The 21,246-nt window shown below is 62.6% G+C and carries 24 protein-coding genes; 8 read left to right on the top strand and 16 right to left on the bottom strand.

The annotated features are described in order from the left end of the window. Positions 1-7 precede the first annotated feature (7 nt). Both FQ705_RS13485 and FQ705_RS13480 read left to right on the top strand, forming a co-directional pair. Positions 8-583 carry an ANTAR domain-containing response regulator gene (locus tag FQ705_RS13485; RefSeq protein ID WP_144141586.1) on the top strand — a complete coding sequence of 192 codons (576 nt, stop codon included), beginning with the start codon at positions 8-10 and terminating at the stop codon, positions 581-583. A 10-nt stretch (positions 584-593) separates the two neighbouring features. After that, on the top strand, positions 594-1,745 hold the full coding sequence (locus tag FQ705_RS13480; protein WP_144141584.1) for a CmpA/NrtA family ABC transporter substrate-binding protein: 1,152 nt from the start codon (positions 594-596) through the stop codon (positions 1,743-1,745). An 80-nt stretch (positions 1,746-1,825) separates the two neighbouring features. On the opposite strand, the gene rhaS is transcribed toward FQ705_RS13480, so the two are convergent. The 6 genes from rhaS to rhaM form a co-directional block, all read right to left on the bottom strand. Then, the gene (gene rhaS, locus FQ705_RS13475) at positions 1,826-2,833 is read right to left on the bottom strand and encodes a rhamnose ABC transporter substrate-binding protein (RefSeq protein ID WP_144141581.1); all 1,008 of its coding nucleotides are present in this window, start codon (positions 2,831-2,833) and stop codon (positions 1,826-1,828) included. A 105-nt stretch (positions 2,834-2,938) separates the two neighbouring features. Next, positions 2,939-3,958, bottom strand: coding sequence for an ABC transporter permease (locus FQ705_RS13470; RefSeq protein ID WP_144141578.1), 1,020 nt, complete (start codon positions 3,956-3,958; stop codon positions 2,939-2,941). Then, positions 3,951-5,009: an ABC transporter permease gene (locus FQ705_RS13465; protein WP_144141575.1), complete on the bottom strand. Its 1,059-nt coding sequence runs from the start codon at positions 5,007-5,009 to the stop codon at positions 3,951-3,953. Before FQ705_RS13465 ends, FQ705_RS13470 begins: the two co-directional genes overlap by 8 nt. Continuing rightward, the gene (locus tag FQ705_RS13460; protein ID WP_144141572.1) at positions 5,006-6,535 is read right to left on the bottom strand and encodes a sugar ABC transporter ATP-binding protein; all 1,530 of its coding nucleotides are present in this window, start codon (positions 6,533-6,535) and stop codon (positions 5,006-5,008) included. Before FQ705_RS13460 ends, FQ705_RS13465 begins: the two co-directional genes overlap by 4 nt. A gap of 43 nt (positions 6,536-6,578) precedes the next feature. Next, positions 6,579-7,472 carry an amidohydrolase family protein gene (locus FQ705_RS13455; protein WP_144141569.1) on the bottom strand — a complete coding sequence of 298 codons (894 nt, stop codon included), beginning with the start codon at positions 7,470-7,472 and terminating at the stop codon, positions 6,579-6,581. A gap of 41 nt (positions 7,473-7,513) precedes the next feature. Further along, entirely contained in the window at positions 7,514-7,837 is a 324-nt protein-coding gene (gene rhaM, locus FQ705_RS13450; RefSeq protein WP_144141567.1) for an L-rhamnose mutarotase, read from the bottom strand. 133 nt (positions 7,838-7,970) lie between these two features. Here rhaM and FQ705_RS13445 point away from each other — a divergent pair, with 133 nt between their 5' ends. Continuing rightward, positions 7,971-8,969 carry a LysR family transcriptional regulator gene (locus FQ705_RS13445; RefSeq protein ID WP_144141564.1) on the top strand — a complete coding sequence of 333 codons (999 nt, stop codon included), beginning with the start codon at positions 7,971-7,973 and terminating at the stop codon, positions 8,967-8,969. A 15-nt stretch (positions 8,970-8,984) separates the two neighbouring features. On the opposite strand, the gene FQ705_RS13440 is transcribed toward FQ705_RS13445, so the two are convergent. The 5 genes from FQ705_RS13440 to FQ705_RS13420 form a co-directional block, all read right to left on the bottom strand. Beyond that, on the bottom strand, positions 8,985-9,767 hold the full coding sequence (locus FQ705_RS13440) for an SDR family NAD(P)-dependent oxidoreductase (RefSeq protein WP_144141561.1): 783 nt from the start codon (positions 9,765-9,767) through the stop codon (positions 8,985-8,987). A 70-nt stretch (positions 9,768-9,837) separates the two neighbouring features. Then, positions 9,838-11,016: an L-rhamnonate dehydratase gene (gene rhmD, locus FQ705_RS13435; protein ID WP_144141558.1), complete on the bottom strand. Its 1,179-nt coding sequence runs from the start codon at positions 11,014-11,016 to the stop codon at positions 9,838-9,840. 48 nt (positions 11,017-11,064) lie between these two features. Then, positions 11,065-12,393 (bottom strand): MFS transporter, encoded by a 1,329-nt coding sequence (locus FQ705_RS13430; protein ID WP_144141555.1) that lies wholly within the window; start codon positions 12,391-12,393, stop codon positions 11,065-11,067. A gap of 137 nt (positions 12,394-12,530) precedes the next feature. Next, positions 12,531-13,283: an SDR family NAD(P)-dependent oxidoreductase gene (locus tag FQ705_RS13425; RefSeq protein ID WP_144141553.1), complete on the bottom strand. Its 753-nt coding sequence runs from the start codon at positions 13,281-13,283 to the stop codon at positions 12,531-12,533. Positions 13,284-13,508: 225 nt separating this feature from the next. Beyond that, on the bottom strand, positions 13,509-14,756 hold the full coding sequence (locus FQ705_RS13420; RefSeq protein WP_144141550.1) for an MFS transporter: 1,248 nt from the start codon (positions 14,754-14,756) through the stop codon (positions 13,509-13,511). A gap of 402 nt (positions 14,757-15,158) precedes the next feature. On the opposite strand from FQ705_RS13420, the gene FQ705_RS13415 reads away from it, so the two are divergent. Next, positions 15,159-15,437, top strand: a complete 279-nt coding sequence (locus tag FQ705_RS13415; protein WP_144141547.1) for a hypothetical protein — start codon at positions 15,159-15,161, stop codon at positions 15,435-15,437. 75 nt (positions 15,438-15,512) lie between these two features. Here FQ705_RS13415 and FQ705_RS13410 read toward each other — a convergent pair whose 3' ends face one another. After that, positions 15,513-15,818, bottom strand: coding sequence for a hypothetical protein (locus FQ705_RS13410; RefSeq protein ID WP_144141544.1), 306 nt, complete (start codon positions 15,816-15,818; stop codon positions 15,513-15,515). A 754-nt stretch (positions 15,819-16,572) separates the two neighbouring features. Between FQ705_RS13410 and FQ705_RS13405 the strand changes: the two genes are divergently transcribed. Continuing rightward, positions 16,573-16,899, top strand: coding sequence for an H-NS family nucleoid-associated regulatory protein (locus FQ705_RS13405; protein ID WP_144141542.1), 327 nt, complete (start codon positions 16,573-16,575; stop codon positions 16,897-16,899). Positions 16,900-17,070: 171 nt separating this feature from the next. After that, positions 17,071-17,349 carry a hypothetical protein gene (locus FQ705_RS13400; protein ID WP_144141539.1) on the top strand — a complete coding sequence of 93 codons (279 nt, stop codon included), beginning with the start codon at positions 17,071-17,073 and terminating at the stop codon, positions 17,347-17,349. 57 nt (positions 17,350-17,406) lie between these two features. Here FQ705_RS13400 and FQ705_RS13395 read toward each other — a convergent pair whose 3' ends face one another. The 3 genes from FQ705_RS13395 to FQ705_RS13385 form a co-directional block, all read right to left on the bottom strand. Then, positions 17,407-17,907, bottom strand: a complete 501-nt coding sequence (locus tag FQ705_RS13395) for an arsenate reductase ArsC (RefSeq protein ID WP_144141536.1) — start codon at positions 17,905-17,907, stop codon at positions 17,407-17,409. Positions 17,908-18,124: 217 nt separating this feature from the next. Next, entirely contained in the window at positions 18,125-18,325 is a 201-nt protein-coding gene (locus tag FQ705_RS13390; protein WP_144141533.1) for a hypothetical protein, read from the bottom strand. Positions 18,326-18,473: 148 nt separating this feature from the next. Beyond that, entirely contained in the window at positions 18,474-18,680 is a 207-nt protein-coding gene (locus tag FQ705_RS13385; RefSeq protein ID WP_144141530.1) for a hypothetical protein, read from the bottom strand. A gap of 113 nt (positions 18,681-18,793) precedes the next feature. Here FQ705_RS13385 and FQ705_RS13380 point away from each other — a divergent pair, with 113 nt between their 5' ends. Further along, positions 18,794-19,459, top strand: coding sequence for a gamma-glutamylcyclotransferase (locus FQ705_RS13380; protein WP_144141527.1), 666 nt, complete (start codon positions 18,794-18,796; stop codon positions 19,457-19,459). Positions 19,460-19,473: 14 nt separating this feature from the next. Here the strand turns inward: FQ705_RS13380 and FQ705_RS13375 are convergent, their stop codons facing one another. Next, entirely contained in the window at positions 19,474-20,163 is a 690-nt protein-coding gene (locus FQ705_RS13375) for a J domain-containing protein (protein ID WP_144141524.1), read from the bottom strand. Positions 20,164-20,414: 251 nt separating this feature from the next. Here FQ705_RS13375 and FQ705_RS13370 point away from each other — a divergent pair, with 251 nt between their 5' ends. After that, complete coding sequence (locus tag FQ705_RS13370; protein ID WP_144141521.1) at positions 20,415-21,074, top strand: NADPH-dependent FMN reductase; 660 nt, start codon at positions 20,415-20,417, stop codon at positions 21,072-21,074. Positions 21,075-21,246: the final 172 nt, after the last annotated feature.

The following is a 21,246-nucleotide window of genomic DNA, read 5'->3' as shown; positions in this document are numbered from 1 at the left end:
ACTCCCCATGCTGCGCGTTCTCCTCGTCACCGACACCGATAAACCCATAGGCGATCTGCGCGACGCCCTCGCCCGCCTCGGCTATGAGATGCTGGCCAGCACGGCGACGCCGCAAGCATTGCATCGCGTGGTCGAAAGCGAGCGGCCGGACGTCATCATCATCGATACGGAGTCGCCCTCGCGCGATACGCTCGAGCAACTCGCCGTGATGAACGCCACTGCGCCGCGCCCGGTCCTGATGTTCAGCCACGACGCCAACCAGCAGTTGATCCGCGACGCGGTCGGCGCGGGCGTTACCGCGTATCTCGTCGAAGGTCTCGCCACTGGGCGGCTCGCACCGATCCTCGAAGTCGCGCTGGCGCGCTTTGCGCAGGAGTCGCAGTTGCGCGAACGCCTCGCTCAGGTCGAGAACGAACTGGCCGAGCGCAAACTGATCGATCGCGCCAAGCGTCTGCTGATGGATCAGCAGAAAATCACCGAACCCGCCGCCTATGCCAGCCTGCGCAAACGCGCGATGAACCAGGGCGTGAAACTCGCCGAAGTCGCGCGCGCCGTCGTGGCGTCGGCCGACTCGCTCAAATGAAGCGCCGTCCATGAACTCTTCCACTTCAAGCGCCGGATCGTCTCCCGCGGCACCGCTCGAAAAGACCCACTTGCGGCTCGGCTTCGTGGCGCTCTCCGATGCCGCGCCGCTAGTCGCCGCGAAGCTGCTCGAATTCGGCCATGCCCACGGTCTGACGCTCGAACTGTCGCGCCAGCCCTCATGGGCCGCGGTGCGTGACAAACTGCTGTCGGGCGATCTCGACGCGGCGCACGCGCTCTACGGGCTCGTCTATGGCGTACAGCTTGGCCTGGGCGGTCCGCAAACCGACATGGCCGTGCTGATGGTGCTCAACCGCAACGGCCAGGCCATCACGCTGTCGAACCGGCTCGCCGATGCGCTCGCCGAACACGGCACACTGCCCAAGGCACTCGCCACGCTCGGTCGCAAGCCGGTGTTCGCGCAGACCTTCCCGACCGGCACGCACGCGATGTGGCTGTATTACTGGCTCGCGTCGCAAGGCGTCGATCCGTTGCGCGATATCGAGAGCGTGGTGATTCCGCCGCCGCAAATGGTCGCGGCGCTCGCCGACGACAAGCTCGACGGCCTCTGCGTGGGCGAACCCTGGAACGCGATGGCCGAAGCGCAAGGCGTCGGCAAGACCGTGGCCTTGACGAGCGACGTATGGCCGGACCATCCCGAGAAAGTGCTGGCATGCCGGCAAGACTTCGTGACGGCGCATCCGAACACCGCGCGCGCTTTGGTGCAAACCATGCTCGAAGCATGTCGCTGGCTGGACGGCGCGGGACACCGCGAGGAAATCGCCCGTTGGCTGGCGCGCCCTGACTTCATCAATATCGATGAAGCGTTTATCGCAGCGCGGCTGGGCAACAGGATCGAAACGGACGCGACACACGGCTTGCCCGTGCGATTCTTCGAGAACGGTACGGTCAACTACCCGCGCGCGTTCGAAGGCGCGTGGTTTCTCACGCAGTTCGAGCGCTGGGGCATGATCGACCCGCGTGGCGACTATGCTCAGATCGCGGCCCGGATCAATCAGACGCAGTTGTATCGCGAGGCGGCAGCCGGCGTGAACGTGGCCGTGCCGGAAGCAGAGGTGGAACAGGTTCTAATCGACGGCGAGCTGTGGGGCAGCGGCACGCCATCCGCAGGGTATGCGCAGCGCTTCCGGATTCGCCGCTAGATCGGACTCGCGCCGTCGATGTCCGGCAGCAGAAGCGGCGCGCACTTCATCGCGCGCGCGCGCCGCTGCTTCAGCATGGATTAGAAGTTGAAGTTGTCGATGTTGCTCGCGTCGAACGTGGTCGGCGGTCCAAGAATGATTTCGCCTTGCGGCCCGATCGTGCGCTTGCCGAGCTTGCCGGCGTCGAACGACTCGCCTTCCTTACCCGTGATCGTGCCCGACGCCAGCGCTGCCGCCGCATACGCCGCGAGGTAGCCAAGTTGACCCGGGTCCCACAACTGGAATGCCTTGACGGTGCCATTCTTCACGAACGCGCGCATCTGGTTCGGCGTGCCCAGACCGGTCACCGCAACCTTGCCCTTGCTCGACGAAGTCGAGATATAACGCGCGGCCGCCGCAATGCCGACCGTGGTCGGCGAAACGATCGCCTTCAGGTTCGGATACGCCTGCAACAAGCCTTGCGTTTCGGTAAAGGACTTCTGATCGTCGTCGTTACCATAGGCGATCTTCACGAGCTTGATCTTCGAATACTCGGGCTTTTTCAGCTCCTCCTGCATCCACTTGATCCATGTGTTCTGATTGGTCGCGTTGGGCGTGGCCGACAGCACCGCGAACTCGCCCTCGCCGCCCATCAGCTTCGCCACCAGTTGCACCTGGCCACGGCCGATGCCTTCCGCGTTCGCCTGATTGACGAACAGTTGCCGGCCGTCGGGCGCCGTGTCCGAGTCGAAGGTCACGACCTTGATGCCTTGCGACATCGCTTTCTTCAGATACGGCACCACCGCATTGGCATCGTTCGCGGCGATCACGATCGCGTCCTGCCGTTGCGTGATCAAGGTATTGATGTATTGGACCTGCGACGACGCGCCCGCATCCGACGGCCCGACCGCCTTGCCGACGCCGCCGAATTCCTTGATCGCGGTCATGCCGCCGTTGTCGGCGATCACTTCATAAGGGTTGTTGATCTGCTTCGGCACGAACGCGATTTTCAGGCCGCTTTTCAGCCCTGCGGCGGAGGCCGCGCAACTGATCGCGATCAACGCGACGCACAGCGCAGCCGTGCCGGTGTGACGTAGAGGTTTGAACATGAAAGTGTCTCCTGCCTTGTTGTTGGACGTGGTGTTGTCCGGGTTATCGGTTATTCGACTTTCGTTTCACAGACACAGACGCAGATGCACACAGAGATAAACACGTTATAGGGAAGACGAAGCGGACTTTGCGATAAAGCGGCGGTCGCGCGCCGCCCGCCAGCGGGCCACCAGATTCGGGATCAGCACCGAGGCGAGCAACAGCATGCCGGTGACGATGGTGAGCGTTTCGCTGGAGACGTCGTCGAGCGTCAGTGCATTTTTCAGCACGCCGATGATCAGCAGCGACAACAGCACGCCGATCATCGAGCCGCGTCCACCGAAAATACTCACGCCGCCGAACAGCACTGCGGCGATCACCGACAACTCGAAGCCTTCGCCGTTGTCGCCCCGCGCGCTGGTGAAGCGCAGCGTGTAGACCACACCCGCCAGCGCGCTCATCGCGCCGGACATGACGAAGAGACGTAGCCGCAGCTTCGCGACCTCGATGCCGGAAAACGCCGCTGCGGTCGGATTCGCGCCGATCGCGTAGAGACTGCGGCCAAACGCGGTGGACTGCAACAACACGGTGAACACCACCGCGCCGACGATCACGATGGCGAACGGCAGCGGAATGAAACTCGAGCCGACCGTGTCCATGCCGAACGCCGTATAAGCCGGCGGGAAATCCGCTACGGCCTGATCGCCGAGCAGCACATACGCCAGACCGCGAAACAGTGCGAGCGTACCGATCGTGACTGCGAGTGACGGCAGATTGAGCTTCACGATCACGAGACCGTTCAGCAGCCCGGCTAACCCACCGGCAATCACCACCAGCACGATGACGAGCGGCATCGGCAAGCCCATATGCCATAGCACGCCCATCAACGCGCTGGACGCGCCCAACACCGAGGCCACCGACAGATCGATTTCGGCGGCGACGATGATCAGCGTCATCGGCAAGGCCATCAAGGCGATCTCGGTCAGATCGGCCAATACGTTGCTCAGGTTCGCGCCGGTTAGAAACACCGGCGACAACACGCGTCCGAGCACGAGCGACAGAATCAGAACGATCACCAGCAACACTTCCCATTGCAACGGTGTTTCGCGTTTGCGCGTGAGCAGCGCGGAATCGGGTTTAGCCATGATCGCGTTTCCTCATCATGCGTTTGGCGACGGAGCGGGCGAGCAAGGTATCGGCGGTGATCGCGGCGACGATCAGCGCCCCTTCGATGGCCTGCTCCCAGAACGGCGACAGGTGCAACACCACCAGCGCGATGCTGATGACGCCGAGCACGAGCGCGCCGAGGGTCGCGCCGAGTATCGTGCCCACGCCGCCTGTGATCGCGACACTGCCGACCACCGCGGCGGCGACCACCTGCAATTCGATGCCCTTCGCGGTGCTGGCGTCGACGGTGCCGAAGCGCGCCAGCCACAATGCGCCTGCGAAACCGGCAATCGCGCCGGAGAGCAGAAAACCGGCCATCACGCGGCGTTCGACATTCACGCCCGCGAGACGCGCCGCCTCGGGATTCGAGCCAATCGCGTAATGCTCGCGGCCACCGCGAAACTGCTTCAGATACACGCCGATGCCGATCAGCACGACGACCGCGATCAGCGCGAGCGTCGGGATGCCGAGCAAGGTGCCGGTGGCCAGATGCGAATACGCGTCCGGCAGGCTGGTGGCGTTGATCTGCCCGCCATGCACCCACGCATAGTCGGCGCCGCGAAAGATGTACAGCGTAGAGAGCGTCGCCACCAGCGAGGGCACGCGCCCCACCGCTACCAGCAGCGCATTGATGCTGCCCGCCACGAGCCCGATGACGAGCCCCGCCGCCAGCGCGACCAGCACCGGCATATGCGGGAACGCGACATACAGGCTACCCACCGCGTACGCGCTGATGCCGACCGTCGATCCCACCGAGAGATCGATATGCCGCATCAGGATCACGACGGTCATGCCCGCCGTGAGCAGACTGATGATCGACACGTTGAGCAACACATCACGCAGATTCTGCAGATTCAGGAACTGAGGCCTGGCTAGGCCCGTACCCACGATCAGCAGAATCAGCACGACGAACAGCGTGGTCTCGCGGCTCTTCGCCAGGCCGGCGACGAAGCCGCCGGGCGAGCTATTCGCGCGCTGCGCGAGCGGCGGCTGCACCGGCGCGGGATGGGTCGAAGAATGGCGCATCATGCTGCGTGTCCCAAAGGAGCAATCGGCTGACCGAGCGCGGCGCCCATGATGCGCTCTTCGTCGGCCTCGGCGCGCGCGATATCGGCGCTGATACGTCCCTCGTGCATCACCAGCACGCGATCGGCCATGCCCAGCACTTCCGGCAATTCGCTCGAAATCATCAGCACGGCCATGCCGTCGCGCACCAGTTCGGCGAGCGCGCTATACACCTCGGCCTTGGCGCCGACGTCGATACCGCGCGTGGGTTCGTCGATGATCAGCACTTTCGGGTTGGTGGCAAGCCACTTGCCGAGCACCACTTTCTGCTGGTTGCCGCCCGACAAGGTGCCCACCGGCGCGTTCGGGTCACCGGCCTTGAGACGCAGACGCGTGCCCCATTGATTGGCGAGTTGCGTCTCGCTGCGCGTGGAGATCAAGCCATGTTTGACGAGCCGTCCGAGCACCGTCATCGACGCGTTGCGCGCGATGCTCAACTCCAGCGCGAGTCCTTGCTGACGTCGATCTTCCGGCACCAGCGCGAGGCCGGCGTGCACCGCGGCGGCGGGACGGCCTGCGGCAAGACGCTCGCCCGCGATCCAGATTTCGCCGGAGTCGAGCGGATCGATGCCGAAAATGGCCCGCGCCACTTCGCTGCGCCCCGCACCCACGAGGCCCGCCAGCGCGACGATCTCGCCGGCGCGCACGTCGAAGGAAATATCCTTGAATACGCCCACGCGCGTGAGTCCGCGCACCGAGAGGCGCACTTCGCCCGGCGGCCGATCGGCCTTCGGATAGAACGTTTCCAGATCCCGCCCGACCATCTTCGCGACGATCGACTCGGTGGTGAGATCGGCGGTCATGCCGTCGAACACTTTGGCGCCGTCGCGCATGATCGTGACGCGTTGTGTCAGGGCGAATACTTCGTCGAGCCGGTGGGTGATGAACAGAATCGCGACGTCGCGTTCACGCAGCTTGCGCACGATGGCAAAGAGCCGCTCCACTTCCGGCAACGACAAAGCCGCCGTCGGTTCGTCCATGATGAGCACGTTCGCGTTCAGCGAGAGCGCCTTGGCAATTTCGATCACCTGCTGATCGGCAATCGACAAACCGCGCACCAGTTGATCCGCGCGCAGATCGACACCGAGCGAGGCCAGCAGGCCGTCCACTTCGCGCCGCATCGCGTCGTACTGAATGCGGCCGATCCGGTCCACCGGTTGCCGCCCCATGAAGATGTTTTCCGCGATCGACAGATCGAAGAACAGCGTCGGTTCCTGATAGATCACCGCGAGTCCGCCGTCACGCGCTTCAGCCGGTGTGGCGAAGCGGCGCGCCGTACCGTCCACCAGCAACTCGCCGCTATCCGGCTGATGCACACCCGCGAGAATTTTTACGAGCGTGGATTTGCCTGCGCCGTTTTCGCCAAGCAAGGCATGCACTTCGCCGGGCCATAGCGCGAGATCGCCGTCGGACAGCGCACGGACCCGGCCGAACGATTTGCTCGCGTGCCGCAGTTCGAGCCTCGGCACAGCGGATGTGGGTTGTTGCACTTGCGTGTCTCCTTCTTTTCCTGCTTATCCGAATCAGAATCCGTCAGATACGGTAATAGCGTTCCGCGTTGCCGCGAAACAGCGCCGCTTTCTCGTCGACGCTGGCCCCGTCGACAATCGCCGCATACGCATGCCATAAGTTCGTGTAAGAGCCGAACTGCCGGTCGACCGGAAAGTTCGAAGCGAACATCGCGCGTTCGACACCGAACGTATCGATCGTTTCGAGCACGTAAGGCCGCAGGCTTTCCACCGTCCATCGGTGATCGAACATCGCGAGTCCGCTGATCTTGACGACGACATTGCGGCAGCCCGCAAGCAGGCGCATGCCTTCACGCCAGGCGCGATAACCGGCCACGCTGCTGCGGTCGACGAACATGCCCGCATGATTGACGATCAGCAGCGTCTCGCTATGCGCGCGGGCGAGCGCCGCCGCCTCTTCCATCTGCGACGGGTAGAGCTGCAAATCGAACGACATGTCGTAACGGCGCAGCAAGGCGAAATGTTCTCGCCATTGCGGCTCGCGCATGAAATGACGGCCGACGTAATCGAACAGTTTGTCCTCGTGCACATTCAGAATCTGGCGGATGCCGCGCGTGTTGGCGAATGCCGCGTGCGCTTCCAGCACAGCGGGCGCATTCGACGCGGACAGATCCACGCCCGCGACAATCGCGTTCGGCATGCCGCGCGACGCCTTGCGATCGGCGACGGCTTGCAGCCAGCGCGTCTCGCCCACCGGATCGGCCGGATCGTAATTCGCCTCGACGTGCACCAGTTTGAGCACCTCGATATCGCCGGCTTCGCGCAGCAGATCGTCCAGCAGATAATCGTGCTTCAGATCGCGTGCGTCACCCACGAACGACACCCCCGGGTTTTCAAGCCACGGATAACGATGCGTTTTCAGATCCCACAGATGGATATGTGAATCGACAACCTGCATGCGACACCCTCCGGCTTCGAGTCAGATAACGTGAAAAGCGATCAGCTCAGCGAGTTCAGATGAAACACCGGTTCCAGCGCTTGCTGGAGCGGCGTGTGATCGGGAGCGGTCTGCATGATGTCGGCCATGTAGTCCCACCATTTGCGCATCACGTCGAGTTGCGGCAGTTGGTCCATGGTGTGCTGACTGGTCCGCGTGAGGATCGCAAAGAGATGCTGCGAGTCCGGATCGAAGAAAATCCGATAGTCGCGCACGCCCGCGTTGTGCAATGCATCAACCAGTTCGGGCCAGATCTGCGCGTGACGTCGCTCGTATTCCTCGCGCATGCCGGGGTTGAGCACCATCCGGAAAGCGATTGTTTCCATTGCGGCTTGTCTCCCATCGTTTTCCGGGCGCTTTCGTGGTGAAGCGTCTGGAACGACTATAATTCCTGCGTCGATAGCATCTCAATCCGATTACGGGATTGGGCGATCCACAAACCGAATCGCACCGGGAACCATGAGCCAACACTCAGCCGCCGTCGCACTCGTCAACCGGCTCAAGTTCAAACACCTCGCACTGCTCGTCGCGCTCGACGACGCCCGCAATCTCCATCAGGCCGCCGAGGCCATCAACGTGGCCCAGCCGAGCGCGAGCCGCATGCTCGGCGACATCGAAGAAGCATTTGGCTTTCTGCTGTTCGAGCGCAACGCGCGCGGCATGACGCCCACTCCGCTCGGCGTCGTCACCCTCGCTTACGCCCGGCGCGCACTCGCCGAGTTGACCCGTTTCGCCGACGACCTCGACGTCAAACGCCGTGGCGGCCATGGGCAACTGACCGTGGGCGCGATCATGGGCGCCGCGCCGGATCTGCTGGCCATGTCGGTCGCCGCGCTCAAAACCGAAAGCCCGCTGCTCAACGTACGCATACTCGGCGAAACCAGCGACCAGGTGGTGCAATTGCTGCATCGCCGCGAAGTCGACCTGGCACTCGGGCGTCTTACCAGTCCGCTGCAGCATAACGACTTCAGTTTCGAGCCGCTCGCCCGCGAGACTTTGCTGCTGGTGGTGCGTTCGGTGCATCCGCTCGCCCAGCGCACGCGCATCACGCTGCGCGAACTGATCGACTGGCCGTGGGTCGCGCAACCCGTCACCAGTCCGGCGCGCGTGCTGTTCGAAGAAGAACTGGCGCGCGCGGGACTCGCCACGCCGGTGAATCTGACCGAATGCGCGTCGATCTTCGCCACGCTGCAACTGCTCGAAAACTACGATGCGGTGGCGATGCTGCCGGAGTCGGTGGTGCGCGATCATGTGCGCGGCAAGTTGCTGGTCGCGTTGCCGCTCGAAATCGGCAAGAGCCTGGCCGGCTTCGGTATCCTCACGCGCAAGGAAGAAACCCTCGCGGAACCCGCCCTGCGTTTCATCGATCTGTTGCGCGGTTTTTCCCGCAAGCTCACTCGCGACGAAACGGTCGTGACCGAGCCGGACACGTTGCGCGCCTCGGTTCCGGTGCATTGATATCGGCATCGCGCGTTATTGCAGGTTGACGAACAGGCCGCCGTCCACCAGCAACGCCGCGCCGGTCACGTAGCGCGCACGATCCGAGGCGAGGAACACGACGCAATCGGCGACATCTTCGGGACGGCCCAATCGGCCCAGCGGAATACGCTTTTCGAAGTAGGCTTTCTTCGCTTCGTCGGCGAGGTCTTCGGCGTTGAGATCGGTCGCGATGGTGCCCGGCATCACCGAATTGCAGCGAATGCCGTACGGTCCCAATGCGACTGCACACGATTGCATCAGCGAGTGCACGCCCGCTTTGGTCGGCGTGTAATGCGTCTGCATGCCGCCGCCCACCAACGCGCTGATCGAGCTCGTCGCCACGATCGCGCCGCCCGTACCCTGCGCTTTCATCTGTTGCGCGGCCGCTTGCGTGACATAGAACGCGCCGTTCAGATTGACCGCGACGGTCGACTCCAACACCTCAGGCGGCATGTCGAGAAACGCATGGAACGGACAGATGCCGGCGTTGCTGGCGAGCACGTCGACTTTGCCGAAGGCTTCGACCGTCTGGCGCACCAACTGCTGTCCCGTTTCGCGCGCGGCGACATTGCCTTCGATCGCGATCACGCGGCGCCCCAGCGCTTCGATTTCGCTCACGACTTCCGCGACGGCGGAACGCCGTCCATACGATGCGTCGTTATCGCCCCAGTAGTTGATCGCGACGTCCGCGCCTTCGCCCGCACACGCAACGGCTATCGCGCGGCCAATGCCGCGTGAGCCCCCGGTGACGATCACGACCTTGTCCTTGAGCAGCACGTCAATCTCCTTTGGTCATCGTTCACGCGATCGAGTATCGCGTACATCGCCCGTTAGTGGCGATGCAAGTTCAACGCGGATACGGCCGCACCAGCGCGCATTCCGGATTGAGCCGCACGCCGAAGCCCGGCGTGTCCGGCACCTTCATGCGGCCGTTCACGGGCACCGGCTCGTCGAGCAGCAGCGGCGTGAACATCGGCACGACTTCGTCGGCTTTGGGCGCCATCATCAGAAACTCGGCGAACGGCGAGTTGTGACGCGTGACCACGAAGTGATAGCTGTACACCGACGAGCCATGCGGCACCACCATCACATTGTGGGCATCGGCAAGTGCGGAGATCTTGATCAATTCGGTGATGCCGCCGCACCAGCCGACATCCGGCTGAATCAGATCGCAGCATTGCATCTCCAGCAGCATGCGAAAGCCCCAGCGTGTCGCCTCGTGTTCGCCCGTGGTCACCATCATGCCGCGCGGCACGTTGCGGCGCAGTTCGGCGTAACCCCAGTAGTCGTCGGGCGGCAGACACTCTTCGAGCCATTTCAGGCCGTATTCGTGCGCAGCCTGCGCGAGTCGCGTGGCATACGGCACGTCGAGACTCATCCAGCAGTCGTACATCAGCCAGAAGTCATCGCCGACGCGGTTGCGCATTTCCGCGAGTTTGTCCAGGTTCTTCCTGAGACCCGCTTCGCCTTCCGCCGGACCATGCTGCAAAGGCAATTTGCCGCCGATGAAACCCATCTCCTTGGCGAGATCGGGTCGCGCACCGGTCGCGTAAAACACGAGTTCGTCGCGCACGGGGCCGCCCAATAACTGGTACACCGGCTCCTTGCGCACCTTCGCGAGCAGATCCCACAAAGCCAGATCGACGCCCGAGATCGTGTTCAGCACCACCCCTTTGCGACCGTAGTAGAGCGTCGAGTAGTACATCTGATCCCACATCTTCTCGATGTCGGTCACCAGTTGTCCTTCGAGAAAACGCGCGAGATGTTTCTCGACGATGAATGCACCGATTTCGCCACCCGTCGTAACGGCAAAGCCGACGGTGCCGTCGCTCGCCTCGATCTCCACCACCAGCGTGCCGAGCACGTTGATGCCGAACGACTGGCGGCTCTCGCGATACTCGGGATAGCGCGCCATCGGCGTGGAGATGTGATCGTCGATCCAGTGTCCACCGGGTTGGTCGTGATAATCCGCACCGCCGCCGCGGACGGTGAAGGCACGCACGTGCCGGATAGTAGGCATGGCCATGAGAGGGGCTCCGTGATGAATGCGTCGAACGTGTAGCCGGCAACGCGCCTAACGGGCGCGGTGCAGAAAGGTTTGGAAAGAACCATCCGCTTGCGCGCCGTCGCGGCGCAGGAGCGTGCCGATCATCAGCGCGGCCAGCAGGCTCGAGAAGCCCAGCACCACCAGCCCAGCCGATGTCGACGAAAACGCGTGCTCGGCCGCCGTGCGCAAGCTCGGCGCAATGAAGCCGCCCAGCCCGCCGAGTGAATTGATGAGCGCGATGCCGCCAGCGGCAGCCGCGCCCGTCAAAAGACGGGTGGGGAAAGTCCAGAACAGCGGCTGTGCAGCAATGAAGCCGCTCGCCGCGCAACACAGCGCCAGCAGGCCGACGACGGGTGCATGCACGAGCCCCGACACGCCGATGCCGAGCCCGGCGATCACCAGTAGCGCCACCGCCCAGCGTCGATGTCCGCCCGTTCGGTCAGCGCGACGCGGCACATACCACGTGACGGCCAGTGCGCACAGCCAGGGCAAGGCGGCGACCAGACCCACGCGCAATCCAACCGTCGTGCCGAGCAAGGCCGCGACCTGTTGCGGCAGATAGAAAATCACACCGTAGACGCTCATCTGGATCAGCAGATAGATCGCCGATAGCAGCAATACGCGACGGTCTACCAGAGCGGCGAGAATGCGATGCGGCCCGTGCGCGGCAGCGGCACGCGCATCGTCGTCGAGCACGGCACGCAGACCGGTTCGTTCTTGCGGGCTGAGCCACTGCGCGTCCTCGGGACGATTGTCGAGATACCAGAAGGCCCAGACACCCACGATGGAAGCAAGGGTTCCTTCCACGAGAAAGAGCCACTGCCATCCGGCGAACCCCAACGCCCCATGCAATTCGAGCAGCGAGCCCGACAAAGGACTGCCGACAATGAAGGCCAGCGGCGCGCCGAAATAAAACACGCCGATGGCGCGTGCACGCGCGGCTTGTGGAAACCAGTTCGTCAGGTAGTAGATCACGCCGGGAAAGAAGCCGGCCTCGGCGACGCCGAGCAGAAAGCGCAATACGTAGAATGCGGTAGCGGTATGCGCGAGGCACATCGCCGCCGACACGAGTCCCCATGTCACCATGATCCGGCACATCCAGGCACGTGCGCCGACCCGATGCATCAGCAGATTGCTCGGCACTTCGAATAGCGCATAGCCGATAAAGAACACGCCCGCGCCGAACGCGAACGCCGCGTTCGACAACCCGGTATCGTGCTGCAACGCCTTTTGCGCGAAACCGATATTGGCGCGATCGAGAAACGCCAGCACGTACATCAGCAGCAGAAACGGCAATAGCCGGCGCATGACCTTGCTGTTGATCGCCTCCACCGAAACCGGCGCTTGCGGATTCATGTCGTCTCCTTCAGCCAGCTCGCGGGTCGCGGCATGGCGTTTTGGGCGCTGCGTCTTTTGTCTTGCGTACAGTTCGTCACCCCTGCGTTGCGATGACGCCTTGGGGTGATGCCTATCGGTGCGACGGCGGCTCGGACTCAGTAAGTCGCGCGACCGCCGGACAGATCGAATACCGAGCCGGTGCTGAATGCACAATCCTCGGACGACAGCCAGAGAATCAGCGAGGCGGCTTCTTCCGGCAGGAGGAAACGGTTCATCGGGATCTTCGCGAGCATGTAGTCGATGTGCTCTTGCGACATCGAATCGAAGATTTCGGTTTTGGCGGCGGCGGGCGTGACCGCGTTGACGAGGATGTTTTTGGTAGCGAGTTCCTTGCCGAGCGATTTGGTCAAGCCGATCAGCCCTGCCTTGGAAGCGCTGTAATGCGAGGCGTTCGGATTGCCTTCCTTGCCGGCCACCGACGCGATATTGACGATGCGTCCATAGCCCTGCTTCAGCATTTGCGGCACGACCGCGCGGCAGGTCAGATACGGGCCGATCAGATTCACGTCGATCACGCGACGCCAGACCTCGGGATCGAGCTCCCACGTCGTGCCGTTGCCGCCGGTGATGCCGGCGCAGTTGATCAGCACGTCGATCGCACCATGCGCGGCGACGGTTTGGGCCACCGTGTCAGCGACAGCGGCTTCCTGCGTGAGGTCGACTGTCACGGCGGTGACTTTGCCGAGTTCGCTCAATTCGCGCTGGCTGCGTGCCAGCCGCTCCGTGTCGACGTCCCATAACGCCACCGACGCGCCCGAGTTCAACGCCCGCTGCGCCACGGCGTAGCCGATGCCGCGCGCGCCGCCGGTAATGGCGACGACGCGCCCCTCCAGATCGATCCGATTCATCGCTGTGCTCCTGTGACGCGCCGGTGGCGCGTCTTCGTGTTGTTGTATTGACGCTGTCTGTGCTGACGGTCCAGTCAATATACGGGCAGGGCGATGCGCTAACAATCCGAGTATTGGAGGAGGCGATAACAAATGTGGATCGGGGGATTTTTTAATGCAAATTCAATGGAAATGGTGGTTCTGGCGAATTCAACAGCATGACAAGCTGAGGGCATCCTGCTCAAACTAGTCAGTGCATGCGGGGCAAGCAACCGCTGCCGAAGCAACGCTCTGTTCGCTGCGCCCGAAGCTCGCCAATGCCGCCAGACCCAGGAGAGCAAGGCCGCTGCCGAACAGAAAGTCGGCGGAAATACCGACATGATCGACCACCTGGCCGCCCACCAGCGATCCCAGTGCAATCGCCACCTGAATGATGCTCACGAATAGCGCCGAGCCGGCTTCCGGCGCATCCGGCGTGGCGCGCTGAATCCAGATGCTGAAGCACAGCGGCAGCGCACCGAAGGCAATGCCCCACATCAGCACCAACGCCAGAACGCCGAGCGGCGAGTGCTGCAGCAGCGGCAGCAACACCAGCGCGAACATCAATAACGAAATCATCGTGCCGACCGACAACTTCAGATTGCGCGTCACGGTGGACGACACCGCGAAGTTCGAGAAGAAGCCGATGATGCCGAAGCCGAGCAACATCCACGTGATGGTCGGCATACTGAAGCTGGCATTGCGCAGCAGGAACGGCGCGACATACGTGTACGAGGAAAAGTGCGCGCCGAACACGAGCGCCACCATCAGCATGCTGCGACGCGGATGCGGACGCCGCAGCAGCGTGACCAGATCGCGCACGCGCAGTGCCGCGGTTGAAGGCAAAGACGGTACGAGGAAAAACTGCGCGACGAGCGCGATCGCAACGAGCACGGCAGTCGCCATGAACGACGCGCGCCACGACGCGAAGCTCGAGATGAATGTGCCGAGCGGCACGCCGATCACCGTCGCGCACGTCACGCCGGTCAGGATCGTTGCCATGGCGCGTGCCGAGTCTTTAGGCCGCACGAGGCGTCCCGAAGCGGCCGTGGCGAGGGTCCAGAATCCGCCCAGGGCTGCGCCGAGCAGCGCGCGGCCGACCAGCATGACGAGAAAACCCGGCGCAAACGCCGAGATCAGATTCGATGCCAGCAATAAGGCCGTGAGCAGCAGAAACACGCGCCGCCGATCCATGCGCCCCGCCACGATCATCAGACCCGGTGCCGAGATGGCCGCGATGATCCCAGGCACGGTCACCATCAATCCCGCCGTGCCGGGCGACACACCCAGATCGGCCGCCACGCGCGGTAAGAGACCGACCGGCAGGAACTCCGTCGTGACAAAGGCAAAAGCGCCGATGGCAACGGCCACGACCGCAAGCCAGGCCCGCAGGGACGACGAGGTGTCGTCGTCGGACGAGGCTGTGCTCGCCGACAAAGTCTCTTCAATCAACATAGTATTGTTCGCGGGTTACTCAACAACGGGTGGGATTGGAGCGGTCTCGCCGAATGTTTGCGTCCGCAGATTGTTGTTCGATTAAAAAAGCAGGCCATGTGTGCCTGCTTTTATCGCAATCGGGGAATCATCGATCGAGCACCTGAATGGCAGACACCTTAGCATCGTATTAATTCGCTCGCTGACGATTGCGAAAAATCGCAGTCGCGCGTGGGGGTATTCGATTTGCAAAATCCCACGGTCGCGTTTTGCTTTTGCATCGCGGATCAAGAGCATTCTGCGCGACAAGAACGACAACAGAATGAGCGCGACGCGAAAGTTACACGGGCACGCGGTTTGCTGAAGCAGCCGTCAGTGTTTTACAGACTCTCACTGACGCTTACCCCAAGGACATCGATCATCATGGTCACGACCCGCCCCTGCACCGCCACCTGTGTCATCGAAGGCATGCCTGTCACGCTGACGTTCTATCCCGACAACGGCGTGTTGCGCATTGCGGACCCGTCGGGAAGCTGCATCAGGGAAACGCGCTGGCACGGCTCGTGGCGTTCGCTGCTCGACGAGTTTCGCGATTTCACGCAGCGTACCGAATCGGCGGAACAGCCCCAGGATGTGAACGCCATGACGACGCGTCACCACGACTTTGCCGATCACGCACAGCGCCCTATGGCGCTGGCCTAACTGGAAAGCGACAAAGAAGGTAAAACGGAAGACAGCGCGGATGATGGATGCGCCGTCTTCCCTTCGTTCGACCGGTCAGTGACCAAAATAGACCTTGCATTGCACGCCGGTATTGCACGACTGCCCGCTCGGGCCGCCCATTTGCGACTGGCCCGCCGTCACCCCGCCATACGACACGTCGCGCACTGCGGTGGCAGGCGCCACGCTCTCACCGTACGACATGTCGGTGGTGGCCTGAGCCGATTCGTTGGCGTTCTGTTGCATCGTTGCGCTGCCCGACATACCGGCGTTCTGCGCGCCGTCCGTTTGTAGCGCGATGACACTCGCCGGCACCAGCAGCAGAACGGCACTTGCGATTGCTATCCATAAACGTAATTTCATGTCCAGACTCCTTGAATCCGGCGCAGCAGTTTTCGTCCTCTTCACAATCTGATCCGCAAAAAACGCGAGGTCGACCGATCCGGGAAAAGGCCGAGTCGACGCGAACGCCTCACTGCCGCACGGAGTCACCGAACTAAACGAATAACGGGTTGCCAGACCTGCAACCGATGTCGGCCGCACCATGACGGCGCGCTGGAGCCGGTCTATCCAGTTCTGGAATTGCGGATTCACACTCCGCAGTTTTGTTATAGCTCGGCCGGCAGGGAATTCAATCTCCGCCATTTCGGCGCGCTGCAACATGCCTTGCATACCGAGCGCAGTGGCAGGCGTAAATAAAATCAGGTGCATCGGCGCGCGATTTTTCCGCGCAGTGCGCTATGATGCTGGCATAACGTGAAAAATCGGCACCATGCAAAACCCGGCGAGAGACGGAGCGTGGAAATGAAACCGACCGTTCGCAAACAGCGCATCGTCACCAGTGTTTTCCTCCTTTGCGGCCATCAGGCTTATGCAGCCACATCTGCCGCACGGCGCAGTGTTTGAATATCGCTGAGTGTTCACTGATTGCGAGACTTGTCGGAAAAAGACTGAAACGCGATTTATGGAGCAACGTTATCTAACGGGGCCCGTGGAATTTCCTTCGATTAATAACCGAGCGCGAGCCGGCCCACTTAAAGGGGTCGATGCTTTCGCGGCTTCCCCCTGCAATCCGACTTTGACAGAACGCCGGACGCTTTAGAAGGACGAATATCTTATGGACGAAAGGAAGCGAGATAGCATGATTGCGTATCTCCGCCACCGCATGGAAGAGTTTGGTATCGATCCAGAAGACCTTGCTGCCGTGCTGGCGTCCGAGCCCACAGCGCAAAAAGCTGAACGCTACCGCAGTGCAACGGGCGATAGCTGGGACGGCCAGGGCGAGATGCCCCAATGGCTCAAACAGGCGATCAGCGCAGGTCAATCAATCGACCACTTCGAATTGGCGGCGAAAACGGCGCCCGCGCCGCAGCCGAAAAAGCATGTGGACTGGCAAAACGACCCGTTCGCAGGCAGTCCGCTCGCGCGTTCGAATAACCGCTAAGCGAACCGCCAGCCCGCAAGTATTTGCATCCAGACTCCCTTGCCCGCCGTATATCCGGTCAGGGCAGCGCAATAAGGCGTTGTCTCTGAGAACCGGTCATGGCACTCATGAACGGCACATGTCCAGCTCGCAGCGATTCACCGCCTGATGAGCTCGCAAGGAGAAAATGTCATGCGCAAATCAATGCTGAAAATCATGCTGGGCGGCGTCGCCGCGCTATCGCTGGCAAGCGGTGCGGCCTTTGCACAAGGCGGCAACGGCAATGGCGGCACGGGCGGCGGTAATGCGCACAGCGCTGCCACGGCGGGTATGACGCATTGGGGCGATCCGGTCGCGAATCCACTCGACCCAATGCCCGGCAGCACGATGTCGAAGATGGACTCGAGCGGCAGCACGATGCAACCAATGTCGCAGAACGACACGATGAGCACGGCGAAAGCCTCTCAGTGAACCGGGTCGCCGTTACAGTTCTGGCGTAGGCAAGCTGGATCGGACGCCGTGCAAGGTTTATGCGTCGCAGGTGGTCACGCCATGCGTGACCTGAGCACCGGCATCGCGCGGCGGCTGGGCGTATTTCGGCAATTCGATGAACGCGCTCACCTGTCGCACGATCTGCCAGAACACTTTGCCGAAAAGACGCTCACGATCCGTTTCAGACACGCGGTCCATTAACGGATCGGCGAAATTCCAGTGAATCGTTGCGGGTTGCCCGGGAAATACCGGCACGTGCTGACCCGCCACGGACTCCTCCATCGCAACGACGAGGTCCATGCGCGGCGCCCACTCGCCGGTAAATTCCAGCCAGCTTTTCGGGCTGAGTATCTCGATCTCCGACACGCCAGGGCGCAATTGCGCGAGCGCAAACGGATGAATCCGCGCGGCAGGCTCAGGCCCTGCACTGAACGCGTCGAACCGGTGTCCCGCCAGTTCTCTCAGCAATGCTTCGGCAATGATGCTGCGTGCCGAATTCTCGCGACAGAGAAACAGCACTTTATATTTTCTGGTCACGCTCACCCCGTACCGTGTTTTTTTGCTTCTGTCTGTATTCTGCCGACCCAGTCTTGCGTCCTCGTGACACTACGATGTTCAAATTTCTCGCGCCACGGGAATTTGCACCAGGTTGCCGACACACGGACAACACGCATTGCGCTGGTCGAAAGCATACCAGCGCAGGACATATCCTTTCATTAAGCTGTCATTCACGCGACTGCGCCACCGCCGGATTTCAGACCGAAGCGTCGCTGACGGGCTGGCCGGAGACGAGACGATTGGCGGCATCGCTCGCCCGTGAAGCCGGCGCGGGCGTGCTCTCGTATTGCATCGCCGACGGCTTTGGCGCGAGTGCCTTGACGCCGTTGACGATACCCGGCGTCGCAACGTAGGGAACGAACGCCGCCGCAGCGACGACGAAAATGAAGGTGATCATGGCGGTCGTGCCTCAAGGGAATCGCAGCGCAGGGAAAGTGAAACGGGGGATGCCTGTTTGATTCTAGAAGTCCGGATTCGAACGCTGAAGCCGACGCCCTATCTGAAATCCGTCTAGGTCTATGGTCTACCGGCCAAGGCCCCATTCCTCACACAACGGACGATTGCTCGGCCTCGCTGTGGTCCTCGCCCGCCAGCGCCCGACGCGCGAGCGTGGCGGCCAGCAGCGGCACGACGTCATTCTGCTGGCGGCTTCGCGGCGAATAAACAGCTTGCGTGTCGGGAGTGAGCGGCCTGAAACGCGGCAATCGAAATTGTTCCGGATCGCCCGGATTGTCGCGTTTCTGGCGACGCACAATTTCCCTCAGACGGATTTATCCCGACGACCCGGGCGTTCATACTGAGGCTGATTTGTTGCGCCCAGGCCATGGCCGCCAAGGGTGCGACACCCCACGACAGGGCTCACCGGATGCTGAACAGAAACGCCATTAGCTCGGGCGCTTACCTCGAAAGTTTTGATTCGCTGCCGAAAGATCTGCTCTGGACGCAGGCGCGTATCGACGCTTCGCTCGCGCAAACCATGCGGCAACGTCCCCATGACGACGACGTCTGGGTGTTCGCCTATGGCTCGTTACTGTGGAATCCGGTCTCGGAGTTCGACTGCCGCCGTATCGCGACCTTGCACGGCTGGCATCGCAGTTTCAGCATCCGGTTGATCGCCGGTCGCGGCACACCCGAGCAACCTGGTCGCATGCTCGCGCTGGAACAGGGCGGCAGCACACAGGGCGTGGCGCTGCGCCTGTGCGGCGCCACGCTCGAAGAAGAGTTGCGGATCCTGTGGATCCGCGAAATGGTGACGGGCGCTTATCGGCCGACCTGGGCATCGGTCACGCTCGAAGACGGCACGCAAATCAGCGCGATCGCGTTCGTGGCCGAGACGGATCACAGGCATTACGAACGCGACGCGCACGCATCGGCCATTGCGCCGCTCATGGCGGTGGCAAGCGGCCTGTTCGGCACGAACCGGGAGTACGTCTTCAAGCTGCAACACGCGCTGGCGGATTGCGGATTGAACGATCCTTATATCGACGAACTTGCCGCCGAGCTCTCACGAATCGTCCAGCAACTGGCCTGATGTATCGAAGCGGGTTAAAACCGCAAACCGTTCAGAAATTGAAACCAGAGCCCGCTCAGCGCGCCGGCGGGATGCGTGTCGCTCGCGGTGGCTTCTTCGCGTTTGCCGTGGCTGGCGCGAGCGCCGGCGGCGTCGTGATCGGCAGCGTTTTCTTTCGTCGATGCCGCGCCGGCTCGGGCCGACATATCGGCGGCGTCCGCAGCGTCGACATCGATGCCTGCGTCTGCAGTCGCTTCAGCCACCGCCGCTGCACGGCGCGACGCCTGCAACGCCGCCACGCTGTCCGCGATCTGCGCGGCCCGGCGCGCCTCGCATCGACGCCCCAGCAACACGCCGAAGACGACATCGCGGTTGTGGCCTTCGTCGGCGAAACGCATGGCGAGCGAGACCATCTGCGCGTAGGCCGCTTCGTCGGCGGCCCGCGCCGCGGCTTCTCGTTCGGCTTGCGCCTGCTGTCGACGGGCGTGCTGCGCTTCCCAGCCGCGCATCTGCTCGGCGTACACCGCGTCGTAGACCTTGCGTTGCGCGGCATCGGAGAGGATTGCGTAGGCGTCCTTGATCTCCTGGAAGGTGGCGCGCGCCACCGCTTCCGCGCCGCCGTTCCGATCGGGATGCCACTTCATCGCGGCCTTGCGGTAGGCCCGCTTGATTTCCTCGTCCGTGGCATGCGTGTGCACACCGAGCGTGTCATAAAGAGTTGCCATGGCTTGCTCGACCTCGCGGTGAATCGCATCGCGGACCATCGTAGCATGCGAAAAACGGCTTTATCGTGAAGCGACCCAGGCGGCCGCGCCGTCCTCGTAGTCCTCACACGGTTATATCGTTAGAACAAAAAGTCGCTTCGCTCGCCGCACCGCGGTCATTAAGATGACACTTCAAAGTCCGGTTCGCCCCGGTTCGTCTGCGCGCAGCCCCGCGCCAGCGCATCGTGAGCCGCTACCGAAGGAGCATTGCATTGACCCGTTTCGACTCACATCGTCGGCCGCTGGTGATCGGCATTGGCGGCACGACACGTGCTGCCTCGTCGACCGAACGCGCGCTCGGCTTCGCGTTGCGCGGCGCGCAAACCGCCGGTGCGACCACCCGCCTGTTCGGCGGCGAATTCCTGCATAGCCTGCCCCACTATGCCCCTGACCATCCCCAGCGTACCGACGAGCAACTAGAACTAATCGAAGCCGTGCGTCACGCGGACGCGCTGATCATCGCCACGCCCGGCTACCACGGCGGCGTCTCCGGCCTCGTCAAGAACGCGCTCGACACGCTCGAAGAACTGCGTGCCGACGAACGTCCGTATCTGGACGGCCGCGCGGTCGGCTGCATCGTGACCGCGTATGGTTGGCAAGCGGCCGGTTCGGTGCTCACGTCGCTGCGCTCGATCGTCCACGCCTTGCGCGGCTGGCCGACACCGTTCGGCGCCGGCATCAATACGCTGGAAACGCGTTTCGAAACCGTCGACACCTGTTCCGATCCCAAGGTGGTCGATCAACTCGCCACCGTCGGTCAGCAGGCCGCGCAATTCGCGCTGGCCTTCAATGCGCATCGCACGCCGGCCAATGCGGCAGCCAGCGAGCCATTCGATCAGTCACAACCCGCCCGACTCCTGCACGCGGTCTGATCTTCCCTTCGTTTCAGCGCAGGATCGCCGTGGCGCCGCACAAGCGGCCCCACGGCGTCGGCGTTGGTCCTCGCGTTGGGGCAAACCGTGCGCCACGTAACAGATCGATTTGCCAATGCGCCGGATAGTGTCTGCACGAGCACGTCCTGCGGGACAGGTTCGAACGACACAG

Source organism: Paraburkholderia sp. BCC1884 (genome assembly GCF_900996225.1).
Taxonomy (GTDB): Bacteria; Pseudomonadota; Gammaproteobacteria; order Burkholderiales; family Burkholderiaceae; genus Paraburkholderia.
This window is presented reverse-complemented; position numbering and strand designations above follow the sequence as displayed.

What these genes read in the sequence shown, in the direction of transcription:
- rhaS (WP_144141581.1), bottom strand. Translation starts at nt 2,833, where the DNA reads ATGTTCAAACCTCTACGTCACACCGGCACGGCTGCGCTGTGCGTCGCG.
- FQ705_RS13390 (WP_144141533.1), bottom strand. Translation starts at nt 18,325, where the DNA reads ATGATCACCTTCATTTTCGTCGTCGCTGCGGCGGCGTTCGTTCCCTAC.
- FQ705_RS13375 (WP_144141524.1), bottom strand. Translation starts at nt 20,163, where the DNA reads ATGGCAACTCTTTATGACACGCTCGGTGTGCACACGCATGCCACGGAC.
- FQ705_RS13415 (WP_144141547.1), top strand. Translation starts at nt 15,159, where the DNA reads ATGGTCACGACCCGCCCCTGCACCGCCACCTGTGTCATCGAAGGCATG.
- FQ705_RS13410 (WP_144141544.1), bottom strand. Translation starts at nt 15,818, where the DNA reads ATGAAATTACGTTTATGGATAGCAATCGCAAGTGCCGTTCTGCTGCTG.
- rhmD (WP_144141558.1), bottom strand. Translation starts at nt 11,016, where the DNA reads ATGGCCATGCCTACTATCCGGCACGTGCGTGCCTTCACCGTCCGCGGC.
- FQ705_RS13380 (WP_144141527.1), top strand. Translation starts at nt 18,794, where the DNA reads ATGCTGAACAGAAACGCCATTAGCTCGGGCGCTTACCTCGAAAGTTTT.
- FQ705_RS13485 (WP_144141586.1), top strand. Translation starts at nt 8, where the DNA reads ATGCTGCGCGTTCTCCTCGTCACCGACACCGATAAACCCATAGGCGAT.
- FQ705_RS13400 (WP_144141539.1), top strand. Translation starts at nt 17,071, where the DNA reads ATGCGCAAATCAATGCTGAAAATCATGCTGGGCGGCGTCGCCGCGCTA.
- rhaM (WP_144141567.1), bottom strand. Translation starts at nt 7,837, where the DNA reads ATGGAAACAATCGCTTTCCGGATGGTGCTCAACCCCGGCATGCGCGAG.
- FQ705_RS13465 (WP_144141575.1), bottom strand. Translation starts at nt 5,009, where the DNA reads ATGATGCGCCATTCTTCGACCCATCCCGCGCCGGTGCAGCCGCCGCTC.
- FQ705_RS13470 (WP_144141578.1), bottom strand. Translation starts at nt 3,958, where the DNA reads ATGGCTAAACCCGATTCCGCGCTGCTCACGCGCAAACGCGAAACACCG.
- FQ705_RS13430 (WP_144141555.1), bottom strand. Translation starts at nt 12,393, where the DNA reads ATGAATCCGCAAGCGCCGGTTTCGGTGGAGGCGATCAACAGCAAGGTC.
- FQ705_RS13445 (WP_144141564.1), top strand. Translation starts at nt 7,971, where the DNA reads ATGAGCCAACACTCAGCCGCCGTCGCACTCGTCAACCGGCTCAAGTTC.
- FQ705_RS13480 (WP_144141584.1), top strand. Translation starts at nt 594, where the DNA reads ATGAACTCTTCCACTTCAAGCGCCGGATCGTCTCCCGCGGCACCGCTC.
- FQ705_RS13405 (WP_144141542.1), top strand. Translation starts at nt 16,573, where the DNA reads ATGGACGAAAGGAAGCGAGATAGCATGATTGCGTATCTCCGCCACCGC.
- FQ705_RS13455 (WP_144141569.1), bottom strand. Translation starts at nt 7,472, where the DNA reads ATGCAGGTTGTCGATTCACATATCCATCTGTGGGATCTGAAAACGCAT.
- FQ705_RS13425 (WP_144141553.1), bottom strand. Translation starts at nt 13,283, where the DNA reads ATGAATCGGATCGATCTGGAGGGGCGCGTCGTCGCCATTACCGGCGGC.
- FQ705_RS13420 (WP_144141550.1), bottom strand. Translation starts at nt 14,756, where the DNA reads ATGTTGATTGAAGAGACTTTGTCGGCGAGCACAGCCTCGTCCGACGAC.